We start from the raw sequence: 20,122 nt of genomic DNA, 5'->3' as shown, positions 1-20,122 counted from the left end.
CTTATCCCATGCCCAAATAGGCGCTGAGGGCCGGTTTGTCCGACAATGCGGTGTCCAGCCCCGAGGTCGGGGCGTCTTCGCCAACCATGGCCTCGGCCCCACCATCGCTTTCGACGATACGCTTCCGGGCCCCGCGACGATAGCTGAGCCAGATGATCTCATTGGCGTAATCGGCCATGTCTGGGGTAATTTCTCCGGCGGCCTCGCTGTCTGTTCCCGCAAGATGCGAGACCAGAATGTTCAATGTCGGGGTTGCATTCGGGTCGGGTGCCGCCGGGCTTTCGGCGCCTGTGGGTAGCGGCGCGTCCAGGACCGCCTTAGCGTTGATGATGCCCGCGCCAAGATCGGTGGCGCCGTTCCAGACGGCTGGCTTGCTCATCCCGTGTTTGGCACAGTGCAACCACATCGCCTGAACGGTGGTCCCAGCATTCTGGGCCTTTTGCAACAGCGCCGCCCGACCGCCGTGATGTGCGACCCACAGCGCTGCAACGCCTCCAGTCATTGAGGTGGCAAGCGTGGTACCCTGGCTGGCGCGGATACCCGAGTTTGGGTCGGTCGCCTTGTTCTTGGCCGCGCCCCACACGTTTTCGCCATAGGCCGAAAAGCTGACCTCGGGGCCACGCCCAGTTTTGCGCCAGGGGCGTCTGTCGGGCTGCAGTGCAGCGACCGCTGTGCAGATTTCCAGTGATGCATAGGCGGCGGGAAAGACCACATTCGGATAACAGTTGCCCGCAGCGCAGACGATGACCAGCCCGGCCTGTACCGCATTGCGCAACGCCTGTTCCGTCGAAGAGACCCGTACCGGCCCGCCAAGCGCCATCACGATGACATCGGCGTTTTGGCTGACCGCATGAGAGATTGCCGCAGGAATACGCAGCTGGGTCATGTCGATCACCGATTTGATCGCCCGGATCGGCAGAACCTTGGCCGCAGGGGCCGTACCGGTTATTGCCCCGGGCGACGTGGTGTCGCCATTCATATCGGCCCCGCCCCGCGATCCGACGACCGAGGTGACAAGCGTGCCATGACCGGGATGTTTAAGGACGCCGCCTGAAAACCGGTCACGCGCATCCCCGTTCCCTTCGACAAAATTCCACATGCCGTTGGTTTCGATCACGCCCGCCAGTTCGCTATGGTCGGAATAGCCCGTGTCGATCACCGCGACCTTGCTACCCTGACCCCGGGTGTGCTGCCAGGCCAGCGGTGTCTTGATCCGTTTGTGGTGCCAGCCATAGGGCCGAGAGTTGTCGCGCTTGGTTTCGCAGAAACTGAGAAAGCTTTCCGTACCCACATGTGCAGCCCCGTACAGGCTGTCTGGCAAGACCGGGTTGGCCTCGGCTACGTCCAGCGCCATACGGAGGGCACGGCCAAATGCAAAAACCTCACGCTCTTGGCCTTTTGGATCGATCTCGGGGAATTCAACAAAGAAAAATCGATCCGCATCTGCGTCAAAGACCGCTTGGGTACTGGTGGCAACATCAGGAAGTGCACTACCCACACGTTCTTGAATTGCCGACAAGGATTGCGGTGTATCCGAGACCACTTCAATGACTAGCGGATCGCCGTCGAGCGAGACATCGGACCTTGTTAGGGCGTCATATTCCTGCATGGCAAATATCCTTATACAAAAGCAAAAGATGGTGGGGCGCATGGGCCAACGCCGTAAGCGCAAGCGCGGTCAGCAACAGGGTGAATGCGCTGGCGCGGGGGTCGGGGCGAAGAACGGCGCGCTCCGACAGGATGATCACAGTCAAAAAGATCATGATGGCAAAGTCATGGGTCCCTAGCATGACAAGCATCATCGGCAAGCAAGAGGTGATGCAATCGCGCGCATAGGTCAGCCCAAAGATCAGCACATCGCGGTCGGCACTAGGACCAAAGGCGGCCAGGACCGGACGGCTGTGGCATTTCCTTAATGCGCTGCGTTTTTGCGGGCTGAACTGCCATGCTGCGGCGCACAGGCAAGCCAACGGCGCGAACACGGTTTGGTGCAGAACCGGCGCCAGAAGAAACGCAGCAAGCGCGCCTGCGACCAGCCAGGCCAACAGATATGGCAGAACAAACAGAAGTGCCGCGCGTGATCTTCGATCTGCGAAGCTGCGCGCGCGGACATGTGCGATCTGCGGAACAAGCGTTGGAAGCATCATCGCCAGAACCATCGCCGGCCAATGCAATGAGGGCGCGGGCACCAAAGCAAGCCAAAGCCATGCAAGCGCTGCCACGCCAAGTGTCGTGCGTATTTCGATATCGGCCCGTCCAAACAGGCGAGGGCGATCTATTCCGGTAGCCGACGCCATGGGCGATCAGTCGAAATAAAGGTTTATGCGGCCGATCTCAATGTCTGGCTGCTGTTCTGTTGGGGCGATCTGTTCCAACCCTGGTACTTGGCCAAAGGCCTCGCTGTCATCAAACATCCGTTGAAACCGGATTTGCAACCTGTTGGCGTCGCCTTGGCTCAGCCCCAGTGCAAAGGCCAGCTTTGTGATCTCGTAAGTCACCGCAAGGCCGTTGCCGCCATGTGGACCGTCCGGGTTGCTTGCCTGTTCAAGGCCGAACGGCGACAAGGTGCCAATAATCGCTGGCGGCAAAGCGTCATCCGGAAGATCCAGCATGACGCGGTAAGATCCGGGCATGCCACGGCCCTTGATCCCCTCAAGATGCAGGTGAACGCGCCGGGTGGTGCCGGGGGCCTCGGCGCCGGAAATCAGCGCGACTGAAGTGTCGAGCTTTACGCCAGCAGTGGTCATTGCACCACGCAACTTGACCGGAGCTTCGCTTGCGCCAGCAAGCTCGGGTTCCTTGCCTGCCATGACGAACTCCTCTGCTGGAATGGCGGGTTCTACTGCGGGTGGAACGCCGTCATATTGAAACCCGTGCAGGACGCTTGTGCTGTCCAGCATTTCTTCGCTGTTGAAGGTGAATGCCGCGCCATCGCCATCATGCATCGAGAATGTCTGGCCAGTGCGCCACAGTGGCGAGGGTGGGGCGACATGGCTCGGGTCGGCGTTGCGCCAGACTTCCCATAGCCGATCAATGTTGCAATGGTGCAGCCAGAAAATCGGATCAAAGGCCGCAGTGGCCGGATTTGCCATAAAACCGCCAGAGCCCCCAATCCAAACGTGTATATCGTTATGGGGCGTGCTTTCCAATGCGCCATTGTCCCCACCGCCGGGGTGAAACCCGGTTTGCGGGCCACCAAACCCTGATGAGAATCCGGGCGTATCATTGGTGAAATCTTCATGATCCAACGCATCCAACGACACCACGTCGTCCGGAAATCCGAAATCTCCATTCACCACTACACGTCGGCGGGAAAACAGGAAGTTGCGCGTGCCGTCTGACTTGGTCGGCTCACGGAACGCCACAGGAAGGCGGCGCGCATTCGGGTTTTCTGACAGGGGTTGGGAATAGTCCCAATAAGGCAGCGCCCAATCCTGCGGCCCGCCCAGATCGGCGACGGCTTTGCCGACGACGGCCTCAAATGCGGTGATATATCCGCGGTGCCAGGGCAGGAAGAACCAGCTTTGGTGCTGGCATTGGTTCCAGAATTGTCCGGAACCGGGAATGTTCGGAAAATTCTGCGGCTGCCCATGAACTGCGCCCATGAAAAACCACGATGTCGGGTCTTCCAGATCTCGGTCCCAGAGAGCTTCGACAGCACGCTCATACCAGATTAGAGTTTCGTCGTTGGCTGGCAGGGTCCAAACGTTTTTGCGGATTCTTGTGGCCATAACAATACCTCAAACTGCAAATAAATCTTGGAATCTAATAATGCGTCGAGTGTAACACTTGCGTGGTTTTATGTTAACCAAAATGAATCCAAGCCATAGCAGGGTAGGCCTGGACAGGTGTTGAGTGTGCCAATGTGCGTTTCCCAAATAAGATGAATTCAGGGTGACGCGCGGCCTTTCGCTTGCGTTCTGAGTCAGAGGCGCCAGTTACTGTATATTTGTGAATTGGACGGCCGCAGCTGCAGTGGGCACACATGCCGAGTACCCGAAAACAAGGGTGAATTCGAGTAACAGTGAAATAATTCTTGCAACCGGTTGCAAAGAGAATCATTGTGGTGTCGAAAAAAGGGATTCGGGGGCGCGGGATGCTAAAAGTAGGATTGCTGGGGGCTGGGCGCATTGGGCGTGTTCACGCGCAGGCTATTGCGGCGCATCCTTACAGTGAACTGAGTGCGGTGTCTGATGCACTGCCCGAAGCTTCGGCGCGTTTGGCTGAGGAATTCGGGGCCAGTGCGCGACAGTCACAAGAGATTATTTCCGATCCTTCGATAAATGCAGTGCTGATCGCCACGCCGACGGATACGCATTCCGACCTGATCGAAGCGGCCACCCAAGCCGGGAAAGCGGTATTGTGCGAGAAGCCGGTTGATTTGAGCCTTGAGAGGGCTGTCGCCTGTCAATCCGTTGCAAAAGCCACCGGCCAGCCCGTCATGGTCGGTTTCAATCGTCGATTCGACCCGAATTTTTCTGCTTTGAAGGCTGCATTTGAGGCTGGTGAGGTCGGCAAGGCCGAGTTGTTGTCCATTACATCTTTCGACCCAGCGCCGCCACCGGTGAGCTATGTCAAAGTATCAGGAGGGCTGTTTCGGGACATGATGATTCATGATTTCGACATGGCGAACTTCCTGATGGGTGACCTGCCGGAAGTAATCTCGGCAGTGGGCACATCGGTTGTTGACCCCGAAATCGGTGCCGTAGGTGATGTGGACACGGCGGTCGTGACAATGACTTATGCAGATGGCCGGATCGCTGTGATCAAAAACTCTCGGCGTGCGGCCTATGGGTATGATCAGAGGGTTGAACTTCTGGGATCAGAAGGGATGCTTCAGGCGCAAAATATCCTTGAAAACTCAGTAGTTAAGTCAACTTCGAATGGCGTGACCGGTGCCAAGCCGACTTACTTTTTCCTTGAACGCTACATGTCTGCCTATCGCGCAGAATGGGATGCATTCGTTAGGTCAGTAAATTCTGGATCAGGGGTGCCTGTAACTCTGGACGACGGTGTAGCCGCGCTTGCTATGGCCGAGGCCGCAACCCGTTCTGCGCAGTCCGGACAGTCGATGGTTTTGGCCAAAGTTTTGAAACCGGTTGCAAAATGATCGGATATGCGGAAACTTGGGGCAGCTTCGCCCCGGATCGGGGCGAAGAAGATTCGGTTTAATCGGAAGATTGGGGCCAAGACCCCAACACACTGTTCAAACGGGAGGAGAAACCATATGAATAATTTCTTTAAAGGCGCACTGGCAGCTGGTGCACTGGCGATGGCCACGCCTGCATTCGCGCAGGAGATCGTCGTTGTGTCTCATGGTCAGGCCAATGACGCCTTCTGGAACGTCGTGAAAAACGGCGTTGAGCAAGCGGGCAAGGATGTCGGCGTGAACGTGGAATACCGCGCACCCGAGACCTTTGACATGGTTGCGATGTCACAGCTGATCGACGCCGCCGTGAACCAGGAACCGGACGGGTTGATTGTCTCGATCCCGGATGCCGATGCGCTTGGCCCGTCAATCGAACGTGCTGTTGCTGCCGGAATTCCAGTGATCTCGATCAACTCGGGTTCGGACGTGTCCAAACAGCTGGGCGCATTGCTGCATGTCGGTCAGGACGAGTTTGATGCGGGCAAGGCCGCAGGCGAAAAGCTGGCTTCGATGGGTGGCGCGAATGCGATCTGTGTGAACCACGAAGTCGGAAACGTGGCGCTTGACCTGCGTTGCGCCGGTTTTGCCGAAGGCTTTGGTGGCAGCGTAGAAGTTCTGCCGACCTCGAACGATCCTTCAGAAATCGAAGCGAAGGTCTCGGCCGCTCTGGCCGCGAATGACGCTGTCGACACAGTCATGGCGCTGGGTGCAAGTTCGGCTGGTGAACCCACGGTAGCGGCTGTGAAAGCATCGGGCCGTGATGTGAACGTGGCCTCGTTCGACCTGTCTGCGAACTTCTTGCAGTCCATCGCCGATGGAGATGCGGCATTTGCCATTGACCAGCAGCAGTATCTGCAGGGCTATCTGTCTGTGAACTTCATGGGCCTGCATGCCAAATACGGTCTGATGCCAGGTGGCAACGTGCCATCGGGTCCGAACCTGATCACACAGGACAAGGCAGCCCAGGTTATCGACCTATCGGCACAGGGTATCCGCTGATCCGTTTGGGACAGTGAAAAACAGAAACGGCGCCAGGTGCGCCGTTTCAACCGAATTGGGAGGGAAACATGAGTGAGTCAGCGCCCGTCACTACGGACGAACGCGTAAAGAAAGAACCGTTTCTGACCAAGCTGATGAAACGTCCAGAGCTTGGTGCCATGGCCGGTGTGGTCCTGGTGGTCATTTTCTTCGCGCTCACGGCAGACGATTCCATGTTCACGCTGGCTGGAGTTATGAACTTCATGACGCCTGCGGCACAGCTGGGTATCCTGGCTATCGGAGCGGCGCTGCTGATGATCGGGGGTGAGTTTGACCTGTCGATCGGTTCGATGGTTGCCTTTGCAGGCTTGTTCTTTGGTGTCTGCGTGGTGACTTGGCAGTTACCTCTGATCATTGCGATCCCGATGACATTTGTTTTTGCGGCCTTTGTTGGGGCGGTGAACGGCAATATCGTCATACGGTCGGGCCTACCTTCTTTTATTGTAACTCTGGCTTTCCTTTTCATTCTGCGCGGTCTCTCACTGGTGGGTCTCAAAGCAGCCACTGGCGGGTCAACCCAGCTGCGTGGCGTGCGCGATGTAGTCGAAAACGACTGGCTGGCCCCGTTCTTCTCGGGCGAAGCTTTTGCCGGTTTGTTTGCCTGGCTGGCTGCAAACGGATTGATCGATACATTCAAAAACGGGGCGCCGAAAGTACCGGGCATTCCGGTCGAGATTCTGTGGTTTATCGTTCTGGCCCTAGCGGCGACCTATGTTTTGCTGCGGACCCCAGCTGGAAACTGGATTTTTGCCGCCGGTGGCGACAGCAATGCGGCGTCGAATTCTGGTGTGCCGGTGAGCCGTATCAAAGTGTCTTTGTTCATGCTAACCGCCTGCTGTGCGGCGCTGGTCGCAATCATCACCGTGATCGACGCGGGATCGACCGATGCGCGCCGTGGCTTCCAGAAAGAGTTTGAGGCCATCATTGCGGCGGTGATCGGAGGTTGTCTGCTGACCGGTGGCTATGGATCGGCCATCGGGGCGTTCTTTGGCGCGATCATCTTTGGCATGGTGGTCATCGGGCTGACTTACACGGATTTCGATCAGGACTGGTTCCAGGTGTTCCTGGGCGCAATGCTTCTGATCGCGGTATTGTTCAACAACGCCATCCGCAAACGCGTAACCGGGGAGCGCTGATATGACTGAAGACAGCAAGTTCCATCACGGGGATGCGGTAAAGGATGTTGCGCCGATCGTGCAAATGAAGAATATCGAAAAGCACTTTGGTAACATTATTGCCCTGGCAGGCGTCAGCTTTGACGTCAGGCCTGGCGAATGCCACTGCCTGCTGGGCGACAACGGTGCCGGAAAGTCGACCTTCATCAAGACCATGTCCGGAGTTCACAAACCCACCAAGGGCGAGATCTTTTTCGAAGGCAAACCGCTGCAATTTGACACGCCACGCGATGCGATGGAGGCGGGCATTGCGACCGTGTTTCAGGATCTGGCGATGATCCCGCTGATGAGTGTGACGCGGAATTTCTTCATGGGTCGCGAACCGACCAAGGGCAAGGGATTGCTGAAACGGTTCGATATCGACCAGGCCAATGAGGTCTGTATGGCCGAGATGCGCAAGATGGGTATCAATCTGCGCGGGCCGGATCAGGCCGTTGGAACCCTGTCAGGGGGCGAGCGTCAGACGGTTGCCATTGCCCGGGCGGTTTACTTCGGGGCCAAGGTTTTGATCCTTGATGAGCCAACCTCGGCACTTGGGGTACGTCAGACATCGAATGTTTTGGCAACCATCGACAAGGTGCGTAATCAGGGCGTGGGTGTGGTGTTTATCAGCCATAACGTGCGCCATGCGCTGGCAGTGGGTGATCGCTTTACCGTGCTCAATCGTGGCAAGACGCTAGGCACGGCCACACGTGGAGAGATCACACCCGAGGAATTGCAGGACCTGATGGCCGGAGGTCAGGAAATGGCCCAGCTGGAAGGCTCTTTGGGCGGAACGGTTTAACCGTTCCCCCGTCTGGGCCACAGGCCCCTATTTTCGAAATTGCAGGAATGGCCGAGATGGCCTTGTGTTGAAAGGTATCACTATGGGCAACACAGTCCGACTGACCGCAGCGCAAGCTTTGGTGCGCTATCTGGGCGCGCAGATGAACGAAGCGGGCGAGCCCTTTATCGCCGGTATCTGGGCCATTTTTGGCCATGGCAATGTGGCCGGGCTGGGCGAAGCGCTGCACGGCGCGAAAGACAGCCTGCCAACCTATCGCGGGCAAAATGAACAGACAATGGCACATTGCGCGATTGCCTATGCCAAGCAGATGCGGCGGACGCGGGCGATGGCGGTGACCTCATCCATTGGACCGGGGGCCACCAATATGGTCACCGCGGCGGCGTTGGCGCATGTGAATAGGTTGCCGGTTCTGATTATCCCCGGCGATGTGTTTGCCACCCGCGGGCCTGACCCTGTGTTGCAACAGATCGAAAGCTTTGGTGATGGTACGGTTAGTGCCAATGACTGTTTTCGCCCGGCCAGCCGGTACTATGATCGCATCTCGCGGCCTGAACATCTGTTGACGGCCTTGCCTCGCGCCTTTCGCACCATGACCGACCCGGCCGATTGCGGGCCTGTGACGTTGGCCTTTTGCCAGGATGTTCAGGCTGAAGCCTATGACTATCCCGAGAGTTTCTTCGAGCCGAGGGTCTGGTATCAGCGCCGCATTCGCCCGGATGAGGCGGAGTTGGCCCGTGCGGTGACTGCAATCAGATCAGCCAAACGTCCCGTTATCGTTTCCGGAGGTGGCGTGCATTACTCCGGAGCGACGGATGTGCTGCAGAGCTTTGTGGAATCCCACAATATCCCGATCACCGAGACGCAGGCCGGGAAATCGGCGCTGGCCTGGGATCATCCGTTGAACCTTGGCCCGGTTGGTGTAACCGGTGGTGAACCGGCCAACGCCACCTGCGCCGAGGCCGATCTGGTGCTTGCTGTTGGGACGCGGTTGCAGGACTTTACCACCGGGTCCTGGGGGCTGTTTTCCAATCCGAACCGCGAGATGATCTGCCTGAACACAGCCGCCTATGACGCCGAAAAACACGGCGCAATGCCGCTGCAAAGCGATGCGCGTGTCGGGTTAGAGGAACTTGGCGAAGCCTTGCACAGCTACCGGGCCGACCCGGTGGCGGACACGCTGAAGGCAGATTGGTTTGGCAAGGTGGATGCACTGACCGACGCGCCCGGTGACGGAAACGCGTTGCCTACGGATATGCAGGTAGTGGGTGCGGTGCAACGCGCCTCGGACAATAACACGGTAGTCATGTGCGCCGCGGGCACGATGCCAGGTGAGCTGCACAAGCTGTGGAAAGCGCCCCGCCCAGGTGCCTATCACATGGAATACGGGTTCAGTTGCATGGGCTATGAAATCGCCGGTGCAATGGGCATCAAGATGGCCCAACCTGATCGCGACGTCATCTGCTTTACCGGTGACGGCACCTATATGATGGCGAACTCCGAAATGGCGACGGCAGCGATGATGGGCATCTCCTTTACTGTCGTCGTGACCGACAATCGTGGATTCGGCTGCATCAACCGCCTGCAAATCGGCACCGGCGGGGCCGAGTTTAACAATCTGCTGGATCATGCGGTGCACGAAACGCCCTCGGCCATAGACTTCGCTGCGCACGCGGCGGCGATGGGGGCGACTTCGGTCAAGGTGGGCTCGATCGTTGAGCTGGAGCAGGCATTGGCCAAACGTGGCGAGGTCACCGGCCCCTATGTGGTCGTCATAGACACCGATCCGTACCCGTCGACCGAATATGGCGGCACCTGGTGGGAAGTGGCCGTGCCCGAGGTCAGCATCCGCCCGGAAGTGAATGAAAAGCGCGCAGCCTATGAGGTTGCCATCAAAGAAAGAAACACGAAATGAGCGTGAAGATCGGCATCTCTCCGATTGCATGGCAGAATGATGATCTGCCGGACCTGACCGCGGCTTACACGATGGAACAGGCCCTGAAAGAGGCGCGCGAGATCGGCTATACCGGCGTCGAACGCGGTCAGCGGATGCCCGGCGATACCGAAGGTCTGCGCGCCTATCTCGAAACCAATGATATCGCCCTGTGTGGCGGTTGGTGTTCTGGGGCTTCTCTGGTTAACGATTTTGCCACCGAGCGCGAGGCCGTGCGCGCGCAGGTCGAACAATTCGTAGCGCTCAACAGCCCGTGCATCGTCTATGCCGAATGTTCGAACACCGTGCAGGGGCAGATCGGGGTCGCGGTTAATGACCGGGTGAAACTGTCCCGGGATGAGGTGTTGGCCTATGCCGCCAAAATCACCGAGCTGGCCAAATGGATGGCTGATCAGGGCATGCCGATGGCCTATCACCACCACATGGGCACGGTTATCGAAAGCGAAGAGGATGTTAACTGGTTGATGGAAGGGTCGGGCCCCGAGGTTGGCTTGTGCTTTGATACCGGCCACTTGCTGTTTGGTGGCGGCAACGTGATGGCGACCCTCAATCGGTGGGGCGACCGGGTGCATCACGTCCATTTCAAGGATATCCGTCCGGCGGTCGTACAGGATGTGCGCGAAAACAACCGCAGCTTCCTGGATGCTGTCGTCGCGGGCGCGTTCACCGTGCCTGGCGATGGTTGCATTGATTTTCAGGCCGTGACGAATGCGCTGAAATCCATGGGCTATGACGGCTGGATCGTGGTCGAGGCCGAGCAAGACCCCGCCAAGGCCCCGCCCTATGAGTATTCTAAGATGGGTTACGACCACATTGTCGATGTCTGCGCTCAGGCAAGATTGGAGATCACCAGCTAACAAACCGCCCCGAGGGGCAACACCAAGGCCATGAAAAAGGAGAAAATCATGGTAAGTCAAAGAATTGGATATGTCGGGTATTTTGACCGGGAATCCTGTGATCTGGACGAATTCAAGGTGTTGACCTCTCGGAAACTGACCTCGGACATGGTTCCGCAGGCCGCGATGATCGAAAAGAACGTCCCCGTCTATGACATGAATGCCCTGCGTCCCGCGCTGGAAGATACAGGGCAACGGCGCGCTTTGATGGCGGAATGGGGCCATGTGCTGAACCAAACCGCCGGGGTGATCGCGCTGAAAGGGGCCTATCAGGATCTGTCGGTGATCGACCGGGCGACCGAGGTTTTTCGGCAGATCATCGACGAGGAACGCCAAAGCGGCGAAGGCGAGGGTGATCATTTTGCCGCCTCAGGGGCGAATGACCGGATATGGAATGCGTTGCAAAAGCACTGCCTGCGCGATCCGGAAGGTTTCTCAAGATACTTCGGCAACGCTGCTGTTGCCACCGCCTGCGAGGCATGGCTGGGGCCGAACTATCAGCTCACCGCTCAGGTCAATCAGGTCCGCCCCGGTGGCAAGGCGCAGCAGGCGCATCGGGACTACCATCTAGGCTTTCAGACCGCTGAAAGCGCTGCCCGGTACCCTGTGCATGCACATCTGCTGACGGCGGCGCTGACCTTGCAGGGGGCAGTGGCACATTGTGACATGCCGGTGGAAAGCGGGCCCACCAAACTGTTGCCGTTTTCACAGCTATATCCAGCCGGATATATTGGCTTTCACGACCCCGCGCACAGGGACCACTTTGAGAAGAGCTATGTTCAGGTGCCGTTGAACAAAGGCGACGCGGTATTCTTCAACCCCGCGCTGTTCCACTCGGCCGGCGAGAACCGCAGCACGGATATCGACCGTATGGCGAACTTGTTGCAGATCTCATCCGCTTTTGGTCGTGCGATGGAGGCCATCGACCGCCGGTCCATGGCGCTGGCCGTACTGCCGTCACTGGTGGCCTTGAAGCGAAGCGGCGAGCTGACTGGGTCCGAGCTGGACGCGGCCATCGCGGCGACTGCCGAAGGCTATCCGTTTCCGACAAATCTGGACACAGATCCCCCGATTGGCGGTAATGCTCCGGAAAGCCAGGCGGATATCTTGCGGCGTGCGGTCGCCGAAGAATGGACGCCAGAGCAACTGACCTCGGCACTTTCGGCTTTGAAAACCCGACAATCCGCCTGACGTTACGAACCGGGCCAGCGCGCCCAGAAAGGAGGCCCCATGGCCAACCTGCTCAGGAAACCACGCGGCTCCTATGGCAAGGTGCATGACATCACCCCTGCCTCTGCGGGATGGCGTTATGTCGGGTTCGGTCTTTACCACCTACGCGCAGGCGACAGGGCGACCGAAGAAACCGGTGACAATGAGGTCATACTGGTCATGGTCGAGGGCAAGGCGCATATCACCGGGGCCGGGCAGGATTGGGGTGTGCTGGGTGACCGCATGGATGTCTTTGAAAAGACGCCGCCGCATTGTCTGTACCTGCCCAACGGAACCGATTGGCAGGCCGTGGCGGAAACCGATTGTGTTGTGGCCGTGTGTTCGGGCCCCGGCACAGGTGGCCACCCGGCGCGACGGGTCGGGCCGGGTGGCATCACACTGACCGAACGCGGGAAGGGTGTGAATACCCGCTATATCAACAATATCGCGATGGAGGCCGAAGACGTCGCTGACAGCCTGCTGGTGACCGAGGTCTTCACGCCCAACGGCCACTGGTCCTCCTACCCCAGCCATCGCCATGATGAGGATGACTTTCCTCGCATCACCTATCTGGAAGAGACCTATTACCACCGTCTGAACCCCGCGAACGGCTTCGGCATTCAAAGAGTCTATACCGATGATGGCGATCTGGACGAGGCTATGGCTGTGTCGGATGGCGATGTCGTGCTTGTGCCTCGGGGGCATCATCCCTGTGGCGCACCATATGGGTTTGAGATGTACTACCTGAACGTCATGGCCGGCCCATTGCGGAAATGGCGCTTTGTAGCCGCCCCCGAAGTAGAATGGATCATGGAGCGCGACGCATGAGCACGAGTTTCGCCAATTACCCGGGTCTTGCGGGAAAAACAGTCTTTATCACCGGCGGGGCCGGGGGGATCGGCGCCGAAACGGTTCGCGCCTTCGCCGCCCAGGGGGCCAGGGTCGGGTTTGTGGATCTGAACGCAGATGCGGGCCAAGCGCTGCTGGCGGAGCTGGACGGGCAGCATGCCTTTGCCCAATGCGATTTGCGCGACATAGATGCGCTGCAAGAGGCATTCGGGCGGCTGGTCGCCGCGCTGGGCGAAGCGGATATTCTGGTTAACAACGCCGCACATGACGAACGCCACGACTGGCGCGAAGTGACGCCGGGATATTGGGATGACCGAATGGCCACCAATATCCGCCATATGTTCTTTGCCATCCAATCGGTTGCCCCAGGCATGATTGCCAAGGGCAAGGGGGCCATCATCAATCTGGGATCGAATTCCTGGTGGGAATGCGGCGCAGGATTCCCGGCCTATGCCACCGCCAAATCAGCCGTCCACGGCTTGACCCGTACCATGGCGCGCGAGTTGGGCGACCATCGCATCCGGGTGAACACGGTGGTTCCGGGCTGGATCATGACAGACAGGCAAAAAGAGCTATGGGTGACGCCCGAAGCGCTGGCCAAGCAACTGGATCGCCAGTGCCTGCCGGACCCGATTGACCCGGTCTTTGTGGCGCGCATGGTCCTGTTTCTGGCCTCGGACGACGCGGCCATGTGCAGCGCGGGGAACTTCATGGTCGAAGGCGGCTCGATCTGAGGGGATGCCGCTTGGCGATGCGCTCCCGGCAGATTGGTAACATGACGCCCTAACGCTGGGGCGGGGCGCCGAATGCTCGGATCACGGTGCGGGCAGCTGCCTCAACCGGGTCGTGCGTTTCCTTCAGGATCGTGACGCGGTCAAACCGTTCAGGATCACGATTGACGGCTTCACGCATGGCATTTCCGAATGCCATACGCAGCTCGGTTCCTATGTTGAACTTGCAGATCGAGGTCTCGCGCGCCAGCTTCATACGCTGCTCTACCGGCACACCGGACCCGCCATGAATGACCAAAGGCACTTCGGTCACGGCATCGATTTCGGCGATACGCGCCTCATCCAGGCCACCTTCTTTGTTTTGCTGCAAGTGAACATTGCCAACCGAAATCGCCATCGCGTCGACGCCGCTTTCGCGTGCAAACTTCGCGGCTTCCTCGGGGTCGGTACCATTTGAGCCTTCGCCGCCGGAATACCCCACAAAGCCGATCTCTCCCTCGCATGAAATCCCTGCCGCATGGGCCATTTCGGCAATGGCCGCGGTCTCATCGATGTTTTGCTGCAATGGCTTACGCGACCCGTCGAACATCAGCGAGGTAAAGCCGCTGTCCAACGCGATTTTGCAGTCCTCGAAGGTGTACCCATGGTCCAGGTGGGCGACGACGGGGACAGAGGCGTTTTCGGCCAGATAGCGGAACATCTTGCCCAGAACGGGCAGGGGGGTGTGCTCGCGGCAACTGGGTCCGGCCTGCAGAATCAGAGGCGCGTTTTCGGCTTCGGCTGCGGCCACATAGGCGCGCATATCCTCCCATCCTAACGTGACCAGGCCGCCCACGGCATAGCCTTGTTCATAAGCCGGTTGCAGAACGTCTTTCAGTGTGGCGAGGGTCATTTGAATTTTGCAATCATGTCTTTGATGCCCGGTATGGTTTCGATCTGATAGGCATGGGTGGGTTGGAAATACTGGACTAGCGAGCGTTGGGTCAGGCCGCCGAGGATCGTGAAATAATACATCTCATACCCCGGCAGGACGCAGCAGGGGTGATAACCCTTGTCGATACAGACGGTCGATCCGTCCATGATATGATAGGCGTCGCCCGGTTCGTTATCCTCGCGCTGCAGCATCTGTAGGCCAGAGCCCCAGTTGGGTTTGAAACGGAAATTATAGGTCTCGTCATGGCGGGTCTCATCCGGCAGGCGGTTAGTATCGTGTTTGTGGCTGGGAAATCCCGACCATCCCCCCTGACCCACGGTGAACAACTCACTCACCAGCAGACGGCCCACCTTGTCATGCTGTTTCTGGCCCAGGATGTGCTTGATCTTGCGGTGGGTTTTGGTGTCGTCGCTGCCGTACTGCACCAGATCGTGCTGGCGGACATCGAACGGGTCCAGCACCTTGTCGTATCTGGCGCCCGCGATGAAGACTTCGGTGTGGTCCGAGGCGCAGACGATCTGCACCTTGGCGCCAACGGGTGCATAAACGCCCTCTGGCTCTCCATCCCAGACATCCTCTCCTCGGTTGCCCAGCTTGGCAAATTGCACGCCTTCGACATCCACATCGACCGTACCTGTGGCCGGGACGATGCAGGTCTCATACCCCGGCACTTGATATTCGAACGCCTCGCCCTGTTTCAGTTTGACGATGTTGAAATAGTTCAGGGGCACCATTGGGTCATCGGCATCCACGATGGGTTTGTTCTGGTTCTCATAGGGGGCGATATGCATTGGGATCTCCTATGCCGTGGGGCCGGGATGGGTGGCCAGAAACGTGTCTAGCTGTTCGGTAGTCGGCATAGCGGGCGCACAGCCGGGTTGAGACACGACGATCGAGGCGCAGGCCGATCCGCGCATCACCGCGTCCTTCAGCGAGTACCCCGCTGCAACCGAGGCCAGTAACCCGGCCATGAAACTGTCACCTGCGCCATTCGGCTTGACGGCAGTCACCGGATAGATGCCTGTCTGAAATTCCTGCCCGTCCATCAGCGTGATGGCGCCTTTTTCACCCATTTTATAGATCACCACGCGGCCTGGTTTGGCCGCCAGTTCCTGCGCCTTGGCAAACCCTTTGTTTATCCCGCCCGCCATGAAACCGAATTCTTCGTCATTGCCTACGATCAGATCACTGGCGTCACCGGCGCGGGACAGGACCTCGGACGCGACTTCGGGTGAGGGCCAACTGTAAGGGCGATAGTCTATGTCAAATATTACGGGCACACCGGCCTTGCGGGCCGTATCGATGGCCCGGAATGTGGCGCTGCGCGAAGGCTCGGCCGCAAAGACGGTTCCGGCCGAGATCACAGCCGAGAAGGAGCTGAAATCGACCTGGTCCATATCCTCTTCGGTGACTTGGAAATCGACTGCGCCATTGCGGTAGATGACATTCTGGAAATCTTCTGTCCGGCTTTCGTAGATTGCCAGCGACATGCGGTATTCGCCCCTTACAACCCGTATGTTGGACGTATCGACGCCGTAATGCGCCAGCCGGTTCAGGCAGAACCGCGCGACCGCGTCGTCTGATACCGAGGTGATCAGCGACGCTTGACTGCCCAGCTTGACCAGACCCACACATATATTTGCCGATGAACCGCCCAGATCGGCCCGGAACGCGTCGGCATCCTCACTTTTCTCGCCGATGGGATCGGCAAACAGGTCCATGCCCGCACGACCCAAGACGCCAAAGCGGTTTCCTTTGATACCGTCCATCAAAGCGGTCACGTCATTTCCTCCGGCGAAAAGGGTCGGCAAGGTGTGTTGATCCTTGCGTTGAATCGATTCACACGATACTGATTTTGCAACCGGTTGCAAATGATATGTGCGAGGCCGCGGCAGATGCCTGAAATTGGAATTGGAATTGTTGGCGGCGGCTATATGGGCAAGGCCCACTCCGTCGCGATGTCAGCGGTAGGTGCGGTGTTCGACACCGCGCTGCGCCCGCGGCTTGAGGTGATCTGTGCCTCGACATCTGCAAGCGCGGAAGTCTATCGCGCCGCCTACGGGTTCCAGCGCGCCACCGATGACTGGCGCATGCTGGTCGAGGATCCAAAGGTCGAGGCCATTGTGATCGCCTCACCTCAATCGACACACCGTCAAATCGCTGAGGCGGCGTTTGCCCTTGGTAAACCGGTGCTGTGCGAAAAACCCTTGGGGGCGTCCTTGGACGACAGCCGCGCGATGGTGTCGGCAGCCGAGGCCACAGGTGCAATCAACATGGTCGGGTTCAACTATATCCGTACGCCCGCTAGCCAATATGCGCGTCAGCTTATTGCTGAAGGGGAAATCGGTCAGGTCACATGGTTCCGTGGCGAACATACCGAGGATTTCTATGCCGACCCCGAGGCCCCAGCAACCTGGCGCACAACGGGAATGGCCAATGGAACCATCGGCGATCTTGCTCCGCATATGGTGAATGGTGCGTTGGCGCTGATCGGGCCGATCACTCAGGTTATGGCCGATGTGGAGACGGTGCACCGGCATCGCCCCGGCGGCGAAGTTACCAATGATGATCACGCGCAGATGATGTGCCGTTTTGAAAGCGGGGTCATGGGCAACCTCTATTTCAGCCGTGTCGCAACGGGTCGCAAGATGGGCTACGCCTATGAAGTCTCGGGTACCAAAGGTGCGATCCGGTTCGATCAGGAGGACCAGAATGCCTTGTGGCTGTATCGCCGCGAAGGTCCCGAAGCTGCACGCGGTTTTACCAAGATCCTGACAGGCCCTGCGCACCCGGATTACGAACCTTTTTGCCAGGGTCCGGGGCACGGCACAGGTTATCAGGATCAGATCATTATCGAGGCCAAGGATTTCCTGCAGGCCATCGATTCAGGACAGAATACCTGGCCCACCTTCCGCGATGGGCACGAGGTGAACCGCGTTCTGGCGGCTGCATTGGCATCGTCAGACGGGCGGCAATGGACAGATATCAGCGATTTCTGAAAGCTCACCACCCAATTTCCAAAGAGAGACTAAGACCATGACAAAGCTGAAATGGGGCATGATCGGTGGCGGTGAAGGCAGCCAGATTGGCCCTGCGCACCGCCTTGGCGCACAGGCCGATGGGCTGTTTGAGTTCGCTGCCGGTGCGTTGGACCACCGCCCCGACGTGGGACGTGAATATGCACAGCGTCTGGGCGTTGCAACTGATCGCGCCTATGGCGACTGGCAAGAGATGCTAGCCGGTGAAAAAGACCGTAGCGACCGCATCGATCTGGTTACCATCGCGACACCGAACTCGACCCATTTTGAAATTGCCAAGGCCTATCTCGAGGCGGGTTTTAACGTTCTGTGCGAAAAGCCGATGACGATGACCGTGGACGAAGGCGAAGAGATCGTGCGCATCGCCGAAGCATCGGGCAAGCTATGCGCCGTGAATTATTGCTATTCGGCTTATCCGATGGTGCGCCAGGCACGTGCAATGGTGAGAGTCGGGGATATCGGCAAGGTGCGTCTGGTCGTGACGAATTTCAGCCACGGCCACCACGGGGATGCCTCTGACGCCGACAATCCACGCGTGCGCTGGCGGTATGATCCGGCGATGGCCGGTGTCTCGGGGCAGTTCGCGGATTGCGGTATACACGCGCTGCATATGGCCAGCTTCATTTGCGATGATGAGGTCACGTCGCTGTCCGCCGACATGGCCTCGACCATCTCAAGCCGCGTGCTGGAGGATGATGCCATGGTCAACTTCCGGACAGAGCGTGGCACCGTCGGGCGCTTGTGGACTTCGTCCGTTGCGATCGGGCGCCAACATGGGTTCGACATTCAGGTCTTCGGTGAAACCGGCGGTCTGCGCTGGACCTCGGAACAGCCCAACCAGTTGCTCTATACACCGGTCGGCGGCCGCACACAGATCATTGAAAAGGGCGAAGGTGGCTTGTACGAGGACGCCCAGCGCCTGTCGCGGGTGGCCATCGCACATCCTGAAGGGTTTCCCTTGGCTGTGGCCAACATCTATTGCGATCTGGCCGATGCCATTCGTGGCGAAACCCGCGACGGGTTGCCAGGCGCAGCGGATGGGGTGCGGTCTATCGCAGCGGTCCATGCTGCCGTTGCGTCGGGCAATGAAGACGGAGCCTGGAAGGATGCGCGCCCCCCTATGTTCCGCTGACTAGGCGCGGGGGCGCAGCGTGCCCCTTTCGACTACGCGGCAGGGGAAAATGCGGGCCTCGGGATAACGCTCGGGGTCTTTCAGCATTTCTTCCACCAGATCCACAGACGAGGTGATGATTTGCTTGATCGGTTGGTGGATGGTTGTCAGATTTACGCTTTCCCAACGCGACATCTCCATGTCATTCAGGCCGATGATCCCGATATCCTTGCCCGGTTTAAGCCCGTGATCCGACAGGGCGGACAGCGCACCGACGGACAGAATGTCATCGCCGCAGAAATAGCTTTCGGCTGGTTGACCCTTTAGCAGATCCAGCATTTCCGCGCGCCCCGCCTCAAATGAATAGGCCCCGGCGAAAGAGTATGTGACCTCAAGACCAGGGTGCTTTTCGGCCTCTTCCATAAAGCCCTGATAGCGATCCATGGCCGAGGTCGCATCCTTTGGCCCGCCCAGATATCCAACACGCCGATAGCCCCGCGCCTGCAGCTCGCGGGCTGCCATGCGACCACATTCGACATTGTCGATCCCGACGACATGTACCTCTGGTGAGGTCGCCGAGCGCCCGAACGTATGCACAACCGGAACACCGGCATCGTGAAACGCCTTGGCGAAACTTGGCGGCAGGGTCGAAGAGGCCACGATGGCAGCGTCAACAGAATACTGGCGCAGCATCCGAACGGAATTGGCAGGCTCGGTCTCATCGGTCAGGTTCACGATCAACGGGCGCAAACCGCGTTCCTGCAAGGCGCGCGTGAATTGATCGAAGACTTCAAGGAAAATCGGGTTGTGAAAGTTGTTCGAGATCAACCCAATCAGTTTTGTCCGCCCCGTGGTCAGGGACGAGGCCAGGGCGTTTGGGCTGTAACCCAGTTCCGCCGCGGCCTTTTCCACCTTGCTTCGGGTTTTTGCCGAAACCGAGGCACCCTCGGTAAAGGTGCGCGACACGGCAGAGCGCGACACCCCGGCCAGAGCTGCGACGTCTTTTAGGGTGACGCTCATGTTTCGTACCTGCAGAAGAAAGGTGGGATGACAGACATTTTCATGTCGTGATACTAAGCCAGTTAGTCTGGTGGCTGCAATCGGTTGCAAATGATTGCTCGTTTGACGCGGGGCCCGGTTTATTGACCCCGAGCAGCTTCTCACCAATCGATTCTTTCTGACGGGAGATCAGGTAAATCTGCCGCCGCGCACCGTAAATCGGTCCGCGATTTGACACATTTCCGCCCAAAATGA

At 58.5% G+C, this 20,122-nt stretch carries 18 protein-coding genes; 11 read left to right on the top strand and 7 right to left on the bottom strand.

What is annotated here, in order from left to right:
• Position 1: 1 nt before the first annotated feature.
• Genes AC2FH6_RS05865 through AC2FH6_RS05855 form a run of 3 tightly spaced genes read right to left on the bottom strand, consistent with a single transcriptional unit; the run spans position 2 to position 3,731 of the window.
• Complete coding sequence (locus AC2FH6_RS05865) at positions 2–1,609, bottom strand: S8 family peptidase (RefSeq protein WP_496701663.1); 1,608 nt, start codon at positions 1,607–1,609, stop codon at positions 2–4.
• Positions 1,596–2,297, bottom strand: a complete 702-nt coding sequence (locus AC2FH6_RS05860; RefSeq protein ID WP_496700789.1) for a copper chaperone — start codon at positions 2,295–2,297, stop codon at positions 1,596–1,598. Before AC2FH6_RS05860 ends, AC2FH6_RS05865 begins: the two co-directional genes overlap by 14 nt.
• Before the next feature lie 6 nt (positions 2,298–2,303).
• Positions 2,304–3,731 carry a tyrosinase family protein gene (locus AC2FH6_RS05855; RefSeq protein WP_281972479.1) on the bottom strand — a complete coding sequence of 476 codons (1,428 nt, stop codon included), beginning with the start codon at positions 3,729–3,731 and terminating at the stop codon, positions 2,304–2,306.
• 365 nt (positions 3,732–4,096) lie between these two features.
• Between AC2FH6_RS05855 and iolG the strand changes: the two genes are divergently transcribed.
• The 9 genes from iolG to AC2FH6_RS05810 all read left to right on the top strand — a co-directional run bounded on the left by iolG (position 4,097) and on the right by AC2FH6_RS05810 (position 13,788).
• A complete protein-coding gene (gene iolG, locus AC2FH6_RS05850) occupies positions 4,097–5,110 on the top strand; it encodes an inositol 2-dehydrogenase (RefSeq protein ID WP_496701661.1) in 1,014 nt (337 codons plus the stop codon).
• Between the two features lie 117 nt (positions 5,111–5,227).
• Positions 5,228–6,148, top strand: a complete 921-nt coding sequence (locus AC2FH6_RS05845; protein WP_142635704.1) for a sugar ABC transporter substrate-binding protein — start codon at positions 5,228–5,230, stop codon at positions 6,146–6,148.
• Positions 6,149–6,216: 68 nt separating this feature from the next.
• Positions 6,217–7,323, top strand: coding sequence for an ABC transporter permease (locus AC2FH6_RS05840; protein WP_142635706.1), 1,107 nt, complete (start codon positions 6,217–6,219; stop codon positions 7,321–7,323).
• A gap of 1 nt (position 7,324) precedes the next feature.
• A complete protein-coding gene (locus AC2FH6_RS05835) occupies positions 7,325–8,146 on the top strand; it encodes an ATP-binding cassette domain-containing protein (protein ID WP_142635708.1) in 822 nt (273 codons plus the stop codon).
• Positions 8,147–8,228: 82 nt separating this feature from the next.
• Positions 8,229–10,061, top strand: coding sequence for a 3D-(3,5/4)-trihydroxycyclohexane-1,2-dione acylhydrolase (decyclizing) (iolD, locus tag AC2FH6_RS05830; RefSeq protein ID WP_496701660.1), 1,833 nt, complete (start codon positions 8,229–8,231; stop codon positions 10,059–10,061).
• The gene (gene iolE, locus AC2FH6_RS05825) at positions 10,058–10,957 is read left to right on the top strand and encodes a myo-inosose-2 dehydratase (protein ID WP_496701659.1); all 900 of its coding nucleotides are present in this window, start codon (positions 10,058–10,060) and stop codon (positions 10,955–10,957) included. The genes iolD and iolE overlap by 4 nt, the downstream gene beginning before the upstream one ends.
• A 48-nt stretch (positions 10,958–11,005) precedes the next feature.
• A complete protein-coding gene (locus AC2FH6_RS05820) occupies positions 11,006–12,187 on the top strand; it encodes a phytanoyl-CoA dioxygenase family protein (protein WP_496691724.1) in 1,182 nt (393 codons plus the stop codon).
• A 39-nt stretch (positions 12,188–12,226) separates the two neighbouring features.
• A complete protein-coding gene (gene iolB / locus AC2FH6_RS05815) occupies positions 12,227–13,033 on the top strand; it encodes a 5-deoxy-glucuronate isomerase (protein ID WP_496701657.1) in 807 nt (268 codons plus the stop codon).
• Entirely contained in the window at positions 13,030–13,788 is a 759-nt protein-coding gene (locus AC2FH6_RS05810) for an SDR family NAD(P)-dependent oxidoreductase (protein WP_496691722.1), read from the top strand. Before iolB ends, AC2FH6_RS05810 begins: the two co-directional genes overlap by 4 nt.
• A gap of 49 nt (positions 13,789–13,837) precedes the next feature.
• Here the strand turns inward: AC2FH6_RS05810 and AC2FH6_RS05805 are convergent, their stop codons facing one another.
• Genes AC2FH6_RS05805 through iolC form a run of 3 tightly spaced genes read right to left on the bottom strand, consistent with a single transcriptional unit; the run spans position 13,838 to position 16,488 of the window.
• On the bottom strand, positions 13,838–14,677 hold the full coding sequence (locus AC2FH6_RS05805) for a class II fructose-bisphosphate aldolase (RefSeq protein WP_496701655.1): 840 nt from the start codon (positions 14,675–14,677) through the stop codon (positions 13,838–13,840).
• Positions 14,674–15,510: a 5-deoxy-glucuronate isomerase gene (locus AC2FH6_RS05800; protein ID WP_496701653.1), complete on the bottom strand. Its 837-nt coding sequence runs from the start codon at positions 15,508–15,510 to the stop codon at positions 14,674–14,676. Before AC2FH6_RS05800 ends, AC2FH6_RS05805 begins: the two co-directional genes overlap by 4 nt.
• Before the next feature lie 9 nt (positions 15,511–15,519).
• Positions 15,520–16,488 carry a 5-dehydro-2-deoxygluconokinase gene (iolC, locus tag AC2FH6_RS05795; RefSeq protein ID WP_271948662.1) on the bottom strand — a complete coding sequence of 323 codons (969 nt, stop codon included), beginning with the start codon at positions 16,486–16,488 and terminating at the stop codon, positions 15,520–15,522.
• A gap of 126 nt (positions 16,489–16,614) precedes the next feature.
• On the opposite strand from iolC, the gene AC2FH6_RS05790 reads away from it, so the two are divergent.
• Complete coding sequence (locus AC2FH6_RS05790) at positions 16,615–17,718, top strand: Gfo/Idh/MocA family protein (protein ID WP_496701651.1); 1,104 nt, start codon at positions 16,615–16,617, stop codon at positions 17,716–17,718.
• A 37-nt stretch (positions 17,719–17,755) separates the two neighbouring features.
• Positions 17,756–18,889 carry a Gfo/Idh/MocA family protein gene (locus tag AC2FH6_RS05785; protein ID WP_496701649.1) on the top strand — a complete coding sequence of 378 codons (1,134 nt, stop codon included), beginning with the start codon at positions 17,756–17,758 and terminating at the stop codon, positions 18,887–18,889.
• Here AC2FH6_RS05785 and AC2FH6_RS05780 read toward each other — a convergent pair whose 3' ends face one another.
• On the bottom strand, positions 18,890–19,888 hold the full coding sequence (locus AC2FH6_RS05780; protein WP_281972472.1) for a LacI family DNA-binding transcriptional regulator: 999 nt from the start codon (positions 19,886–19,888) through the stop codon (positions 18,890–18,892). It abuts the gene before it with no gap.
• Between the last annotated feature and the right edge of the window lie 234 nt (positions 19,889–20,122).

This window comes from Ruegeria sp. CDSC045 (assembly GCF_059610725.1).
This window is presented reverse-complemented; position numbering and strand designations above follow the sequence as displayed.